A 13969-nucleotide genomic window follows, 5' to 3' on the forward strand; every position below is an offset into this window, starting at 1 on the left:
GCGTAAATAACAAAGCACCCAACCACAGAAAAAGGGAGCCGCACCGCCGCAGATAAACTGCAACGGTACGGCTCCCTCGGTAGAACCTATAGGTTCTTAGATTCCGGAACCCTAGATTTCAGGGCTTTCCTTCAGCACACCCGTGCTGTAGCGGTACACGAACGCCGCCATAGCGTCGCGGTGCACCGGCTCCACGGGGCGGAACGAACCATCGGGCCAGCCGGTGGTCACGCCCTGCTCAGCCAGCCACGAAATCTCGCGGTAGAACTGCTTGTCGGTCGGAACGTCCGTGAAACGAGCCTGCGCGGGGGCAGTGTACTCGGGCGAACCAGCGTAACGGTAGAAGAACGCAGCCATCGCGTCACGGTTCACCGAACCCTCCGGACGGTACGTACCATCGGGCCAGCCGGTCGTGATGCCCTGAGCCTTCATCCACTCAATCTCCTTGTAGTAGGGGTGGTTGAGCGGAACATCAGAGAAGCTCGGGGTGGACGGCGCGGTGTACTGCGGCGAGCCGCTCATACGGTAGAAGTACGCAGCCATGGTTGCGCGGTCCATGTTGTTCAGCGGGCGGAAGGTGCCGTCCTGGTAGCCGCGGTCAATCTGACGGGCAGCAATCCACGTGATTTCACGGTAGAACTGGTTATCCGCCGGAACGTCGGTGAAGCGTGCATCGTGGATGGTACGAGCCACCTTCACGACCTGCGCACGGTCGCCAGCGGCAACACCGTTAGCGGTCTTACGGCCGCTCAGGTCACCGGTCGCGTTGTGCATGTGCAGGAACAGAGCCTGACGCTCCTTGTTGTTGTTCTTGCGGTGAACGGTCAGCTGACCGCCGTCACGGTCCACGAACAGGCCGGGCACGCCCGACTCCTCACCGGTGAACCAAACACCGGGGTTGAAGGGGGAGTACTCGATAGCCGAGGTGGTGTCCACGTAGGAGTTACCCTCGTTGTGCCAGGTGTCAGTCTGCACCGTGTACTTGATGCTCTGAGCCTTCTCAGCGGTCAGACCCAGGTCCTTCAGCGGCACACCCAGAATCATGGTGTTGGTGTCCATGATGTTGGTGTCGGTGTCGCCCCAGGCGTTGTTCAGCGGGTAGCGAGCCACCACGGTGGATGCGTTACCGGAGATGGACCAGACCTTCACCAGCGGGTAGTCCAGACCCTTCTCGCGGGTCACCTCCAGAACGTAATCTGCGGCGGAGTCGTTGTTCGTATCAATCTGAACCTGTACCTGACGGCCCCAGTGCATGCTGTCCCAGGTGCCCCAGGTCGAAATGCCGAAGAACAGAGAACCATCGTTCGGGTTCTTACCGGCAGCCTTCAAAGCCGGAGCGTCCGAGGCGGCACCCACATACTGCAGGTCAACAGCCTGGTTCGACGGCAGCTTCAACTGACCGGACGGAATACGGTCACTGACCGCACCCAGCTCAAATGCACCCAGCAGCGAACGGTAACCACCCTGGTTCAGGGTCGTACCGCGCAGAGTCACCGTGGACTCCTTATCGGCAATGCCCTTGTAATCAATACGGGAGGCATCAACACGCATCTTCGAGACGGGCTTCGGTGCCACGTGAATCGACTGGCGGATCGCCTCGCGACCATTCTCAGAGAAAATCAGGCGACCAGAAGCGCTCGCAATGTACTGGCGCTTACCGGCAGCCAGAGTCTTACCGTTCGTCCAGTCCTGAGCGACCTGGTCGGCGCTCATTGCCGGGTCCATGGTCTTCTCCAGCTTGGACGGGTCAATACGCACGGTCACGGTCACGTTCTTACGCTCACCGGCACCCACGCTCACCTGCTGCGGGTAGGAGTACTCCACACCCGGGATGGTCGTGCTTGCCTCGTAGCTCAGAGTGTAGGTGTGAGCCTGCGAATCGGTGTTGTCCAGCACGATTTCACGCTGAACAGTCTGAATACCCGAATCGGGGGTATACTCCAGCACACCAAACGCGGTCGAAACACGCTCGGGGGTCTTCGCATCGTATGCGATAACCTTCGCGTCCACGGCGGCGCGAGCATTCACCATGCCCGTACCCACACGATCCACCGCGTACTGCGCACCCTGCTCATTCTTGATCGGGGTGGACGCGCCGTTCATCAGCGCAGCCTTAATCATCTGCGGGTTGTAATCCTGATGCGCCTGCATCACCAGAGCGGCAACACCGGCAACATGCGGGGTCGCCATGGAGGTACCGGTGAAGGAAACACCCTTATTACCCGTGCCCACAGCGGCAGAGACAATCTCAGTACCCGGTGCCGCAAGGTCAGGCTTAATGAAGCCATCAGAACCGTGCTGGCCGCGAGCGCTCGAGGAATTCAGATCAAAAGCGTGCGAGTGGGTGCTACGACCCGAAGCCTTGTAGTCCAGGTTCATCTCGACGGTTACCGGACCGGCAGCCAGGGCCTTCTCCAGGTCCTTCGTCGAAGAAGCAGTCAGACGCAGACCCGGAATGGTCGCATTACCACCAATGCCGATCGTGTAGCGCTCAGCCTTACCGGCCATCACCACACCAACACCGCCGGCAGCCTGAACGTTATCGAAACGCACCTTCGAACCGCACGGGAACGTCAAATCGTCCTGATCCCACTCGAAGTAAACCCACTTACCCTTCAAAGCCTTCGCCTCTTCAGCGGTGAAAGCCTCGCAAGCGTAACGGTTACGCTTCGGTGCGGCAACAACCTCGCCGCGCAGCTGATCAGCGGACGCCTTCGAATAATCGAAGTTCACCGAGTAATCACCCTGCAACCACTCCAAACCAGTCTTCGTGGTCGCGCGGACACGGTCAATCGGCTGAGTCGAACCGTAGGCGTTCGCCACCGACAGCGCCGCAGCCGCATTCGCGGGGCTACCCGAATCGGAGTAGGTGTCACCCACACCGTTGTAGTTATTGGCGTTACCGGCAGCAGCCACAGTGAACACACCCTGGCGCGCCATCGTATTAATCATGTACGACTCAGGGTCGTCAGCCGGGGCGAACTCGCCACCGAGCGACAGGTTCACAATGTCGGCGCGGTCAGAGAAATCACCGTCACCATTCGGGTCCATCACGGTATCGAGCGCCTTCATCACAACACTCGAATTGCCGTAGCAACCGAACACACGAATCGCCAAAATCTGAGCATCAGGAGCAGTACCGGGGCCAATAGACATGCCCTTCAGCTGCTCCTCCGTCAGGTTCTTGTAATCGCCACGGTAAGTCGTACCGTTCGCCGTCACACCATAACCGGCGGCAGTACCCGCCACGTGCGTGCCGTGACCGCCAGAACCGAAACCATCCGGGCGGCAATCCAGCGGGTTATTATCCGGCTGCGGAGTCGACTTCTCAGCCACCGACGCATTGTAGTCATCACCGACCAAGTCAATGCCGCCAATGAACTTATTACGATCAATCAGACCCGAATCAGCGGACGGAAGCTCCGTCATCGCCTTAGCCTTCAGGTACGAATCCACCGTACCGGGGCCACCAAAATCAGCGTGCGTATAGTCAACACCGGAGTCAACAACCGCAATCTTCACGCCCTTACCCGTGTACCCCGTATTCTCACGAGTCCACGTGGCAAGAGTCTTCGTATCAATCTCGCTACCGGAGTTCATACGCTCCTTCGCGATAATCGGCGAAATACGCTCCACATCCGGGCGCTCCGCCAACGCACGAATCTGCGCAGCATCACCAGTAATCGCCGCACCACGCATCGCATTATGCGTGGTGTACATCAGCTTCGCGCCAGAAGCAGCCGCCACAGACTGAGCCTGCGACTGCACCTGAGCTGCAATAGCCTGCACCTGCGCCTGACGGTTCGCCGGCGCCTCCTTACGTGCCAGAACAGCCGCGGACTGGGTCTGCTCATACGCGCCCTTGCCCTTGAACTGCACGTACACGGTGATCTGGCCTTCAGCCTTCTGCAGGCCCGGGCTGATACGCGAGGCAGCGTTACCGGATGCGCTCGCAGTGCTTCCTTCGACCTGCTGGGGGCTCTGAGCGTGAGCGGCAGAGAAAGTGGCGGGAACGCCGAGAGTAAGGGCAAGAGCCGCACTCAAACCGGTCGCACCGACAGCCTTCATTCTGCGGCGTGGCGCATGAGGCGTTGTCATGGAATCCTCCTTCGGATTATCTATTTTTCGACAGTGCTGTGTGCTCTGTGGTTGTGTATCGGTGATGTGCGGAGGCGGCCCCACCGGCAGACGACGAGTGAGTGCATCCGCCGGTGAAACCGCCACCAAAACTTGAGAGGTTCCGGGATTTCAGGCCCCGGAGCCTGCCGGTTCCAGGTACCCCTCCCACCCCATGCAGGAGGTGGGAGAGGACCCGAACTGTTCGCTACCGGTTAGCTACCGTCTAGCGGCCGGCCTGGTTAGCAACCTTCTCGGTGTAGCGGTAGATGAACGCAGCCATTGCGTCGCGGGCAATGGGGGTCACCGGGCGGTAGGTGCCGTCCGGCCAGCCGGTGCTGATGCCCTTCGAAGCCAGCCACGTGATTTCACGGTAGAACTGGTTATCGGTGGAAACATCGCTGAAGTGGCTGGTTGCGGGCAGATCCACGTGCGGGGAACCCGCTGCACGGTAGAAGAACGCAGCCATGGCGTCACGGTTCACCGGTGCGGAGGGGCGGAACGTGCCGTCCGAGTAGCCGGTGGTGATGCCCTGAGCCTTCATCCACTCAATCTCCTTGTAGAAGGGGTGCGTGGTGGGCACGTCCTTGAAGCTCGGAGTGGAGGGGGCAGTGAACTGCGGGGAACCCTGCATGCGGTAGAAGAACGCCGCCATTGCGCCACGTTCCACGGACTCCAGCGGGCGGTAGGTGCCGTCCGGGTAGCCGGTGGTGATGCCGCGCTGAGCCAACCAAGAAATCTCGGTGTAGAACTGGTCGCCGTTCTTCACATCGGTGAAGCGGGACGGAGTGATGTACTCGGTCTGCTGCTCCTTGATGTTCAGCACCTCGGCGCGGTTGCCCTTGGCGCCGTTGGTGCCAGAGAGGTCGCCGGTGCCGTTGTGCAGGTGCAGCAACAGCGCCTTGGCGGGGGTACCGGATTCGCCGAGCGCGGGGATTGCGTCAGCGGAGCGGTGCGCCGTCAGGGTGGTGCTGGAGGCATCCGGGTGGAGGCCAGCCACGGCGGAGGAGTCGCCGCTGAACCACAGCTTGGGGCTGAAGGGGCGGTACTTGATCCAGCCGGTTTCGCTGACGTTACCCCACTCGTACTGGGTGGTTGCGCTGACTCGGTACTGGATGTCCGGGTTGTTTGCACTGGTCAGGCCCAGATCCTTGAGGGGTGCACTCATGATGAGGGTGTTGGTGTCCATCATGTTGGTGTCCACATCACCCCAGGCGCCGTTGAGCGGGTAGTAGCCGAGCTCGACGAGGTTGCCGTTCTTGTAGCCGTAGAGGCGAACCAGCGGGTAGTCCAGACCCTTAGCGCGGTCGGTGACCAGCTTGTAGTCGGCGCGGTTGTTGCCGTCGGTGTCGATTTCTACGGTGAAGGTGTTCTCGTAGGAGACAACATCCCAGTTCGCCCAGGTGGAGATACCGAAGCGCAGGGTGCCGTCATCAGCGTTGCCGCCGGCTGCCTTCAGCGCGGGCGCATCCGAGGAAGCACCGACGTACTGCAGGTTCGCCTTAACGTTGCTGTTCAGCGACAGGGAGGTGGGAGCCACACGGTCCACGCTCGCACCGTACTCGAACGCGCCGAGCAGGGAGCGGTAGCCGCCCTGGTTGACCTCGGTGCCGCGCAGCGAGATCTGGGACTTGGTCCAGCCGGTGTCTGCCTTCTGTGCCTCGTCGCTGGAGGGCTTTTGGGTGAAGGTGACGGTGTCTTCGGCAGCGTGCATGGTGCTCACGGGCTTGGGTGCCACGTGAACGGGCAGGCGCAGTGCCTTGGTGCCGTCTTCGGTGAGGACGAGTCGGCCGGATGCGCTGGCAATGTACTGACGGTACTGTTCGGGAACGATTTCGTTGCCGGTGTAGTAGTCAGTTGCGTTCTGGGTGGTGTCCATTGCTGTGTCGCGGGTCTTCTCCAGCTTGGACGGGTCGATGCGCACGGTGACTTCGAACTTCTTAGTTTCACCGGGTGCGAGGGTGACCGCGGAGGGGAAGGAGTATTCCACGCCGGGAATATTAGTGCTTTCAGCGTAGGACAGGGCGTAGGTGTGTGCCACGGAGTCGGTGTTCTCGACCGTCACCTCGCGGGTGAGGGTCTGAACGCCAGCATCCGGTGCGTACTCGAGCACGCCGAAGCTCAGGGACACGGTGCCGCTCTTGTCAGCGTTGTAGACGAGGGACTTCGACTGCACGGCAGCGAGGGTGTCGACTCGTCCGGCGCCCACACGGTCCACCGCGTATGCGGCACCGGATTCGGTGCGCACATCGTGGGTTGCGGTGTTCATGAGGGCGGACTTGACCTGTGCGGGGGTGTAGGTCGGGTGGCTCTGCATGACCAGGGCGGCGGAGCCGGTCACGTAGGGTGCCGCCATGGAGGTGCCGCTGAAGGTCACGGAGTTGTTACCGGTCGCCACCGCCGCGGAGGTGATGTACGAGCCGGGTGCCGCAATGTCGGGCTTGGTGTAGCCGTAGCTGCCGTGGAAGCCGCGGGCACTCATGGGGTTCAGCTGATCCAGCTTGTCGGTGTCCACGCGCAGGGAGGACTTCAGCTCGTTGCCGAGGCGCACGGTCAGGGGCTTACCTGCCGCTTCTGCTGCGGTGATCTGTGCACGCAGGTCCTTAGCGGCGGATGCTGCCAGGCGGAAACCGGGCAGGGTGTCGTTACCGGCAATACCCAGGCCGGGCTCTTCGTCATGGCCTGCAAGCAGTACGCCCTTGGCGCCTGCCGCCTCCAGGTTGTCGAAGCGCACCTTGGAGCCGCAGGCGAGTTCACCGTCATCTTTAGCCCAGTCGATGAGCACCCACTTGCCCTTTACAGCTACCGCTTCGTCGGCGCTGAGGGCGTTGCAGGCGTAGCGGTTGTTCTCGGAGATTGCGGTGAGTTCACCGGTGAATTCCTTGGTGCCCGCCTGTGCCCAGGGGTAGGAGACGCTGTAGTCGCCGCGTACCTTGCGGGTGGTGCCGGTGGCGGGGTCGGTCAGCTCTGCCGCATCGACGGCGCGGGTGGAGCCGTAGGCGTTCGCTACGGTGATTGCGCTGGCTGCGGTGGCGGGGTGACCGGAGTTGGAGTAGGTGTCGCCGCGCAGGCTGTAGTCGTTGGCGTTACCCGCGGAGATCACGGAGAGCACGCCGGCGCGGGTGAGCGCGTCAACGGCGTAGGCTTCGGGGTCGTCCTGCGGGGAGAATTCGCCGCCGAGGGACATGTTGACCACGTTCACGCGGTCGGAGAAGTCGCCGTCACCGTTGGGGTCAAGAGTGCGGTCGAGCGCCTCGATAACGACGTTGGTGCTACCGCTGCAGCCGAAGACGCGGAAGGCGTAGATTTCAGCGTCGGGGGCGACGCCGGGGCCAATCTTCATGGTCTTGAGCTGCTCTGCGGTGAGCTTGCTGTAGTCGCCGGTGAAGGTGGTGCCATCGGCGTTCACGCCGTAGCCTGCCGCGGTGCCCGCCACGTGGGTGCCGTGGCCGCCGGTGGTGCAGTCGAGCGGGTTGCCGTCGGGAACAGCGGTGTTGCTGCCGTCGTAGGCGTCACCAACGAGGTCGTAGCCGCCAGCAACCTTGGTGCGGTTGATGAGCCCGGAGTCTGCGGAGGGCAGCTCGGTGAGTTTGGATGCCTTCTCGTAGTCTTCGAGCTTGCCGCTACCGCCGAAGTCGGTGTGGGTGTAGTCGATGCCGGAGTCGATGACGGCGATCTTCACGCCCTTGCCGGTGTATCCGCCCGCGCCAGCGGGGTTGGTGGTGCCGGTCCAGGTGGCGAGGGAGCCTGCGTCAATGGCGGCGCCCGCGTTCTGGCGGTACTTGGGCAGGATGGGCGAGATCTTCTCTACGTCGGAGCGGTTGGCGAGTGCCTTGATGGACTCGGCGTCACCGCGCACTGCCACGCCGCGTACTGCGTTGTGGGTGGTGTAGAGGACCTGCGCGCCGGACTGGCTGCTGACCTGCTGTGCCTGGCTCTGCACCTGGGAGGCGATTGCCTGCACCTGCGAGCTGGTGTTGACGGGTGCCTGCGTGCCGGCGCGTACGCCTGCGGGCTGGGTCTGTTCAAAGGCGCCCTTACCCTTGAAGCGGACGAAGGCGGTGACGGTGCCGCTGGCGTTCTTCATGCTTTCGCTGAGTACCTGCTTGACGGCGTCGGGGTCTTCCGCGGCGTGGGCGGTGGTGCCCAGGGCTGCGAGGGGGCTCAGTGCCATGCTGAGGGTGAGTAGCCCGCTGCCGATTCGGCGTCGATGCGACCGGCCGCGGGGGGTTGGGGAGGCGGTGTGTGTCACGGTGCTCCTTTGCTTGGCTCCCGGAGTGTTTCTGGGAGGCTTGTGGTGTTGTTCTGGTGGGTTCCAGCTGAACTTGAACACACTAGATGTGAACTAGGATACACCTCAAAATGGCTTGTGAAGCGTTTATTACTCCTAAATGCATCAAATTGTGGACATGTTCGACCCTTTTCTTTTTCACGTTTTTCATTTGCATTTGGGCTCAGGTTCTTTTCAGGTTCGGTTGTTACTGTAAAACCATCTATTGAACATCTATCAAAAATGATGGGATAGGGAGGGCCGAACCATGGTCAAGCGACGCGTTTTCATCGACGATTCTGTTCTGCTGATGTCCTCCCAGGTTATTTACGGCCGCCCCGGCTCACTATTGGAACGCATCCATAGAGGAGAGGTGCAGGGCATCCTCACCGAGTACAGCTCATCCGCCTGGCAGATTGGCGAGGTGGTGGGCTATGTTCCCATGGAGAAGTCGCGCGAAACCTTCGATGCGAAGGGCTTCTTCACTGATTGGGACGGCTTCACCTTGTATGTGCTGGGACCGGTACTGCGGATGGCGTTCTGGTCGTCTCTTTTTATCGCGCTGGTGAGTCCGGTGCTCCTCTCCCAGAGCCATATAGAAATCAGTGAAGGCATGGAGCTGGTGCTGATGAATATCTTCGCGCCGTTCTTTTACTTTCCGCCGCTGATTCTGGTTGGGGTCGTTGTAGGAATCTGGTTGCTGTTTCTCAGTGCAGGAAAGTTTCTGAAGGCCGTTGAGGATGCCGTCGAGTCGATGCGCCTGTTCATCGGGCAGCACAAGATTCAGCACGATCTTGAGTTCCGGCAGGTGTACGAGTGCACCCCGCTTGACGGTGGTTCAGCCACGGCGTTGCTACACCGCATCTTTGAATCGCGCGATGAGGAGGAATCATGACCGCCGATAGTAGCTGGGGGATAGCCCCCGCGCACTGAACACACAGTGTAGATAACACAACAGACACATAACAGCAGACAAGCATTGGAGGAGACCACCGTGGCGGAGCATAGCGAAGCACCGAAAAACCCTCAGAACCCAACCGAGAAGAGCGATAGCAGGTATCAGCCCCTGTGGGATACGGATCAGCCCGCCCCCGATTACTCGGCTTTGCTGCTTCATGGAACGCTGGTTGCCGCGCCGACCGGGGAGATTCCCGAGCCGGTGAAGGAGGTCCTGGCGATACAGAAGGCTCGTTCTGCATCCGCGCCTGCTGTCCCATCGGTTCCTGCAGCACCTGATTCTGCGGTGCCCAACCCTGCAGCGCCCAATTCTGCGGCGTCTACTCTGGCGGTTTCGGCTCCTGCGCCCTCTGCGCAGGCGGCGAATTTTTTCCCTTCGGCGGAGGGGTACCCGGTGCTGAATCGACCGCTGTATGGCCGCCCGGGCCCCACGATGCGCCGAATGTCCCCCATGGGCACGGATACTGGCGCATCTGCAAACCAGCAGGTGCCAAGTGTGTTTCCTACCTGGCAGGAGGGGAAAGTAGTGGGTACACCGCGACCCATCGGGTATATCTCAGCGACCCCACTTGCGGGCAAGGTGCGTGTATCAGACTTATGGTGGAAAGCCTGGCCTGAGTTCATAGTGCTCTTCTTCGTGGGTGTGGTGTTTAATCCCCTGACTTATCTTCTGCTGGCTACCGTTACAGGGGACCCTCAGATCGGTGGGTATGTCTTCTACTACTTCTTGATGCTTTCTCTGCTGACGATGGGTCTTCCCCTGTTCTTGTGGGCTGGTGCGCTGATTTTTGCGCTACTCCGAGTGAGCCGAAAGTATCGGGCGCTGAAGTGGAAGGCCATGCCTCTCGGGTCGTTCTGGTTCTACCTGGTGTATGACCGCCTGCCTAGGGACTCCGAGGAAATGCAGGGAATCCTGGGTGCAGCGTCTTCGATGTCTTCGGTGGCGTCAGCCCCTCAGCCGCTGAGTGCCCCGAGCCCTACCTCAAGCTCTGATCCAAACTCAGCGGATGTATCGTAGTCGACTTCCCGTGAGCCCCTGGACTCTGGTAGCGCTGAACCCCCGGCAGTGTTAACACGTGTGTGTTGGCGCTTGTCGGGGGCTTTTTCTCAGCTTTTATCAGGCAGGTTTCAAGGGACTATCCAGCGCCTGCTGGTACGGTGGTGCCGCTAGGAGTATGTCTGGTAAGCGAAGGAGACGACCATGGCAGACCGACTCACTGAAAAGAAGGAAGCTGCAAAGAAGGACGAGGCGTACCAGCCCCTCTGGGACACCGACCAGTCCATCCCGGAATACATGGCGCTACTCATGGGCGAGCAGACGCAGAAAAATGAAGACGTTGAGCTGCACGAAGCCTCCGACAGCGAAGACTCCGACGGTAGCAACGAACCGGAAGACACCTCAGAAGACACCCCGGAAGATACTCACGAATCTCGCAAGGACGACGAGGCGAACCACCCGGTGGCGCTCGCCTCCACTGAACAGGCTCAGGCAACGCACGCCTACGGCGAGTACGTTCGGCTGGAACACCTCGGTCTGCAACCGGGCGCTATTCTGCCGGTCATCCCCGACCCGCTCTTCGGCACCCCCGACTCAAAACTCATCGAAATGCGCCTACTGGACCGCTCCCACGACGAGTCCGCACCCATGCAGGCGTGCGCTGCCCACCTGAACCCGGTCAAGGTTGAGGAGAACCCCATATCGCGGGCGGCAATGATCCAGCCGGTAGGCTACGTTCCCATCAATAATCCGTTTGCTGGCTCCAACATTGAAGAGATCGAGAGTCAGCGCACATTCTGGAAGACCGTGCTTATTGTCCTGCTGATACTGAACCCGTTTGTGCTGGTTCCTCTGGTGAGTATGTTAGATAGTAGTGCTGGCATGTCGATGCTGCTCTTCTTCATCACTATCGGCGTGGGATCGTTGTTTGTGGTGCCGATCCTATGGATTGTGGGTATTGTTCAGGCGGTGAAGCGTAAGAATCAGCTGAGGGAACTCCTCCAGAAAATAGAGACGGCACATGCCGAGTTCTGGTACTACCTCGTGTACAACCGCCTGCCGGACGGCTACACGGGCGTCAATGGCTTCACGAAGGAAGAAGAGGATTCTTTCTCGGTGTACGAGTTTCTGAAAAAGCAAGAACACGCAAAGCTACACGAGGCCGCCGCACAGCGCGAGGCTGCCGCACTACATAAGCCCGCCGCGCATCCTGCGCTCGCTGATGAAGAGAAACAGGACTAACCTCGGCCAGCCCACACCGTATAACGACCTGCCCCTCCACGTACATAACACCGCGTGGAGGGGCAGGGGCGTCTTTTTGTGTCATATTCGGGTTTCTTCGTCTGTTGTCCGGCGAGGGTTAATATTCCATTTACTTTGCCTTGATAGGGTGAAACCATCACGAGCGTTGCGACCAAGCCGAGCGAGGCGGGCACCCGCCGAAAACGGCGAGTTAGCCTGCCGCCGCGCCTCAATGATTAGCCGCGCCTCAACGATTAGCTGTATCCACTCATCGATAGATTAAGGAAAAGAACGATGTCCCAGAACCCGAACCCTGAACAGTACAACCAGTACTCCCAGCAGGCACCCTCCTACTCGCAGGCGCCGGGTCAGCAGCCCAACGGTTACGTAGTCTCCTCCAAGGACGACCAGAACATGGCGATGCTCGCGCACCTGGCTTCTGCAATTCTGTCTCTGCTGTCCTTCGCATCCGCAAGTATTCTCGCGCCGCTGGTCATGTGGTTCATCTACAAGGACAAGCCCGGTTACTCCTTCACTAAGGAAGCATCCCGCCGCGCGTTCAACTTCAACTTCTCCCTGTGGGTCATCAGCATGGCTTCCTGGCTGCTGATTATTCTGACCTTCGGCATCCTGGGCATCATCCTGTGGGTCGTCCCGATGGTTGTGGCTATCCTGATGGTTATCTTCCACAGCCTGGCTGCTCTGGCCGCAAACCGCGGTGAGCAGTACACCTACCCGATGACCTTCATCGAGATCATCAAGTAGTCTTCATAAGCTCATACCGGTAGCGCCCCCGTCCGAATATCGGATGGGGGCGCTACTGTGCCCGGTGAGGCTCACCGGCACCGGATCCGGCACGCCTACCGCCCCGTAACACGGGACTTAAAGGGGCGGGCACGGTATCATTAGAAGAGGTGTGCCTACCCGGATCATGAGGCGGTAGGTCGCCGCCGCGCCGTGAAATCCGGTGCGTATCTTCAAGGCTTTCAAGGAGCACAAAAATGTCAGCTGTCGTGATTGTGGGCGCCCAGTGGGGCGATGAGGGTAAGGGTAAGGCAACCGACCTGCTCGGCCCCCGCGTAGACTACGTGGTCAAGCCCAACGGCGGTAACAACGCCGGTCACACCGTGGTGGTGAACGGCCAGAAGTTTGAGCTGAAGCTGCTGCCCGCGGGTATTCTGAGCGAGAACGCCGTCCCCGTGATTGGTAACGGCGTGGTTGTTAACCCCGAGGCTCTTTTCGCTGAGATTGACGGCCTTGAGGCCCGCGGCGCTGACACCTCCCGCCTGAAGATTTCCGCTAACGCACACCTGGTCGCACCCTACCACCAGACCATGGACAAGGTGACTGAGCGTTTCCTCGGCAAGCGCGCTATCGGCACCACCGGCCGCGGTATCGGCCCGACCTATATGGATAAGGTTGGCCGCCTCGGCATCCGTGTTCAGGACATCCTGGACGAGTCGATCCTGCGTCAGAAGGTTGAAGGCGCACTGCGCCAGAAGAACGAACTGCTGGTGAAGGTCTACAACCGCCGCCACGTTGAGGTTGACGAGATCGTTGAGTACTTCATGTCTTACGCTGAGCGTCTGAAGCCGATGATTGTGGACACCACCCAGCTGCTGAACAAGGCACTGGACGAGGGTAAGACCCTGCTGATGGAGGGCGGCCAGGCAACCTTCCTGGACGTTGACCACGGCACCTACCCGTTCGTGACCTCCTCCAACCCGACCTCCGGCGGCGCGTGCGTCGGTTCGGGGGTGGGCCCGACCCGCATCTCCCGTGTGATTGGTATTCAGAAGGCGTACACCACTCGCGTGGGTGCTGGCCCCTTCCCGACTGAGCTGTTCGATGAGATGGGCGAGTTCCTGCGCACCACCGGCGGCGAGTTCGGCGTGAACACTGGCCGCCCGCGTCGTTGCGGCTGGTACGACGCCGTGCTGGCGCGTCAGGCTGTGCGCATCAACGGTTTCACCGACCTGTTCATCACCAAGCTGGACGTGCTGACTGGCCTGGATAAGATCCCGGTCTGCGTGGCTTACGACGTTGACGGTGTGCGCCACGACGAGATGCCGATGACTCAGACCGAGTTCCACCACGCTAAGCCGATTTTCGAGTACTACGATGGCTGGACCGAGAACATTTCGGATGCGAAGAGCCTGGATGAGCTGCCCGAAAACGCCCGCAAGTACGTGCTGAAGCTGGAAGAGATTTCTGGCTGCCGTATTTCTGCGATTGGTGTGGGCCCGGACCGCGACCAGACCATCGTGGTCCGCGACCTCATCAACGAAGACTAAGCTAATAAGCTCAATACGTGAAAGCCCCCGGAGGGTGCCTTACAGGTGCCTTCCGGGGGCTTTTCCATGCCAGGTGCACACGCGGTGCACATG

The 13969-nt window shown here is 60.4% G+C and carries 7 protein-coding genes; 5 read left to right on the plus strand and 2 right to left on the minus strand.

Going from position 1 to position 13969, the window contains the following annotated elements; all coding sequences use genetic code 11:
* Positions 1-111: 111 nt before the first annotated feature.
* Positions 112-4098 carry a S8 family serine peptidase gene (locus HMPREF2919_RS06595; RefSeq protein WP_070666883.1) on the minus strand — a complete coding sequence of 1329 codons (3987 nt, stop codon included), beginning with the start codon at positions 4096-4098 and terminating at the stop codon, positions 112-114.
* A 244-nt stretch (positions 4099-4342) separates the two neighbouring features.
* Positions 4343-8290 carry a S8 family serine peptidase gene (locus HMPREF2919_RS06600; protein WP_371326262.1) on the minus strand — a complete coding sequence of 1316 codons (3948 nt, stop codon included), beginning with the start codon at positions 8288-8290 and terminating at the stop codon, positions 4343-4345.
* A 364-nt stretch (positions 8291-8654) separates the two neighbouring features.
* On the opposite strand from HMPREF2919_RS06600, the gene HMPREF2919_RS06605 reads away from it, so the two are divergent.
* The 5 genes from HMPREF2919_RS06605 (at position 8655) to HMPREF2919_RS06625 (ending at position 13876) form a co-directional block, all read left to right on the plus strand.
* Positions 8655-9281 (plus strand): hypothetical protein, encoded by a 627-nt coding sequence (locus HMPREF2919_RS06605; RefSeq protein WP_070642261.1) that lies wholly within the window; start codon positions 8655-8657, stop codon positions 9279-9281.
* Between the two features lie 99 nt (positions 9282-9380).
* The gene (locus tag HMPREF2919_RS06610) at positions 9381-10361 is read left to right on the plus strand and encodes a magnesium transporter (RefSeq protein WP_070666887.1); all 981 of its coding nucleotides are present in this window, start codon (positions 9381-9383) and stop codon (positions 10359-10361) included.
* A gap of 183 nt (positions 10362-10544) precedes the next feature.
* On the plus strand, positions 10545-11582 hold the full coding sequence (locus HMPREF2919_RS06615; protein WP_070666889.1) for a pyruvate ferredoxin oxidoreductase: 1038 nt from the start codon (positions 10545-10547) through the stop codon (positions 11580-11582).
* Positions 11583-11876: 294 nt separating this feature from the next.
* On the plus strand, positions 11877-12347 hold the full coding sequence (locus HMPREF2919_RS06620) for a DUF4870 domain-containing protein (protein WP_012904287.1): 471 nt from the start codon (positions 11877-11879) through the stop codon (positions 12345-12347).
* A gap of 236 nt (positions 12348-12583) precedes the next feature.
* Positions 12584-13876: an adenylosuccinate synthase gene (locus HMPREF2919_RS06625; protein ID WP_049340360.1), complete on the plus strand. Its 1293-nt coding sequence runs from the start codon at positions 12584-12586 to the stop codon at positions 13874-13876.
* Positions 13877-13969 lie beyond the last annotated feature (93 nt).

It is taken from the genome of Rothia sp. HMSC068E02, from assembly GCF_001813565.1.
GTDB lineage: Bacteria > Actinomycetota > Actinomycetes > Actinomycetales > Micrococcaceae > Rothia.

Excerpts from the sequence above, each read along its gene's own strand:
- HMPREF2919_RS06595 (WP_070666883.1), bottom strand. The coding sequence starts at position 4,098 with ATGACAACGCCTCATGCGCCACGCCGCAGAATGAAGGCTGTCGGTGCG.
- HMPREF2919_RS06600 (WP_371326262.1), bottom strand. The coding sequence starts at position 8,290 with ATGGCACTGAGCCCCCTCGCAGCCCTGGGCACCACCGCCCACGCCGCG.
- HMPREF2919_RS06605 (WP_070642261.1), top strand. The coding sequence starts at position 8,655 with ATGGTCAAGCGACGCGTTTTCATCGACGATTCTGTTCTGCTGATGTCC.
- HMPREF2919_RS06615 (WP_070666889.1), top strand. The coding sequence starts at position 10,545 with ATGGCAGACCGACTCACTGAAAAGAAGGAAGCTGCAAAGAAGGACGAG.
- HMPREF2919_RS06620 (WP_012904287.1), top strand. The coding sequence starts at position 11,877 with ATGTCCCAGAACCCGAACCCTGAACAGTACAACCAGTACTCCCAGCAG.
- HMPREF2919_RS06625 (WP_049340360.1), top strand. The coding sequence starts at position 12,584 with ATGTCAGCTGTCGTGATTGTGGGCGCCCAGTGGGGCGATGAGGGTAAG.